This window comes from Thermostichus vulcanus str. 'Rupite' (assembly GCF_022848905.1).
GTDB classification, from domain to species: domain Bacteria; phylum Cyanobacteriota; class Cyanobacteriia; order Thermostichales; family Thermostichaceae; genus Thermostichus; species Thermostichus vulcanus_A.
Window position 1 is genome coordinate 1 of the sequence record NZ_JAFIRA010000107.1, and the last position, 1,934, is coordinate 1,934.

At 56.8% G+C, this 1,934-nt stretch carries 3 protein-coding genes; all 3 read right to left on the reverse strand.

Annotated features, from left to right (window positions below):
- A partial coding sequence (locus JX360_RS17285; RefSeq protein WP_425244439.1) for an SDH family Clp fold serine proteinase occupies nucleotides 1-247 on the reverse strand: 247 nt, incomplete at its 3' end.
- A 183-nt stretch (nucleotides 248-430) separates the two neighbouring features.
- Nucleotides 431-1,288, reverse strand: coding sequence for a hypothetical protein (locus JX360_RS17290; protein WP_244353473.1), 858 nt, complete (start codon nucleotides 1,286-1,288; stop codon nucleotides 431-433).
- Between the two features lie 2 nt (nucleotides 1,289-1,290).
- Nucleotides 1,291-1,934, reverse strand: a 644-nt coding sequence (locus JX360_RS17295) for a fatty acid desaturase (RefSeq protein ID WP_244353475.1), incomplete at its 5' end; no start/stop codon positions are given.

A 1,934-nucleotide genomic window follows, 5' to 3' on the forward strand; every position in this document is an offset into this window, starting at 1 on the left:
TGGGTGGGGTCAGTCGAATCGCCCGTAAGACCTGCTCCGAGTCCTCGATGCTGATGTAGCGGGAAACCGGGATCCCCAAGAAGCTAATCGATTCCTGGCGGTGAATCAGCAAAATCACCCGGCTGCCCCGTTTTTGCTCCAGTTCCCGAATCGCCATCAAACGACGGAACTCCTGCACACGGCGATCCAACAGCGGTTGCAGAGAGCTGAAGATCAAGAAAATCCAAAATAGGCTGCCCCAATCCACCTTCACACCTCAAACGGGATCCCTTTGCCTCCCTCCAGCATAGGGGATGGGACTCCCGGATTTTGGGTCGAGATTGGGTTAATCCACCCGTACCAAACGAATTTCCGTGTGCTGATTGCGGGCATCAGCCGGATTCACGATACCTAGCATTTAACATCTAGCAAGGATTCCTCAAGGCTAGGATCAAGAGCCCACTTCCAGTACCGCAAAAAGTTGATCCAAAGCTCGCAGCAAATCGGCGGGGGGGGTCTGGTCAATCCAAGCCTGAATATAAGCTTGCTGTTCGGCCAAGTTTTCGATGCGGCCCAATTTTTGCATGGCCAGGTAGCGGGTTTCTGCCTGCCCGCGATTGGTTTGTAAATCCAGCCGTTGCTCAGGGGTGAGGACAGACTCCATTGCCAACAGATGATCTGCCACCATCATGAACAGCAGCGGCCCCGCCAGCTCCAGCTGAGGCTCAGGCTCCGCCTCAGACTCTACCGCCCAGAGATCCTGTCCCAGTTGCACGAGCTCTTCTGGCGAAGCGGGTTGTAGCGCGATTTCGGTGGCGGTTCGCAGCGGCTCTAGGTCGATGGCATAGTGGCTGGCTAGCTCCGCGAGGGTCTGTTCCAATTGAGCCCGGTTCGTCCGCAGAGCTTCGGCTTCTTCCGTTGAAAAGTCCAGCCGCTCCAGCAACAATCCGAGGGCCACCGACCCAACCAAGGCGGGGGGAAACCGTAACAGGGTCGAGGCGGATCCCACCTGCTCCAGAAAAGCTTCCACATCTGGGCCAGAGCCGTTGTCAACCAAATCTTGCAGGTCAGCCAGCACCAATTGGGGGGGCGTCAGCCGTAGGATCCCGTACACCTGCGCCCGTAGATCTGCCGGGATCCCGAGCGGTTCCAGTTGGGTTTCAGCACGCGCTTGCGCGGCGGCGATCAGTTCTGGCAAATCTGCAGCGGCTTGGCCAGCCTGCAACAGCACTTGGCTTGAATCTTGCAACAAACTGGCTGCTTCCACAAACAGCAGCAACTGGGGCACCCGGATCGTTGGAAATACCATGGTCAACCGGGTTGGGGATCCGCAGGGTCTGGCTGTTCCAATCCCCGGGATCCCACAGATTCCGGTTCCGTTTCTGGGACGGGGTGGGGTGAGGCGGGCTGATGCCAGTGCCAGCCGATCAGAGCATCGTACAGAAAGCTCCAAAACTCGCCCTTCTGCCAAATGCCAAGGGTTTGCTGGCAGTTGCGCGCATCCAAATCGGGTTTGGCAGCCCAATAGGCAGCCTGATATTTGTACCAGGGCACGGAAGGCCAGAGGTGATGAATCAGGTGGTAGTTTTGCCCCAGCAGAAGAATATTCGTCAACCAACCGGGATAGACACGGGCGTTATACCACCGTTCTTGGGATTGAAACGGGCGATGGGGTAGGTAGTCAAAAAACAACCCCAACAGCAACCCCATAAGGCAAGCGGGGGGCAACCAATAGTTCATCAGGTAGTCGGTATAGCCAAAGGCAATGGCTAAGCCAAAGGTGAGGATCACCACCAGCCGACTTAAACCCCACTCCAGCAGATCCCAACGCCCCTTGCGCCACAGTTGTCGCTTAAAGAAAAACACCTCGTGGTAGAAAAAGCGCGGCGCGATCAACCACAGCGGCCCCCCAGTGGAGACATAGTGATCCGGGTCATCTTCGGGATGGTTGACAT

Excerpts from the sequence above, each read along its gene's own strand:
- JX360_RS17290 (WP_244353473.1), bottom strand. The coding sequence starts at position 1,288 with ATGGTATTTCCAACGATCCGGGTGCCCCAGTTGCTGCTGTTTGTGGAA.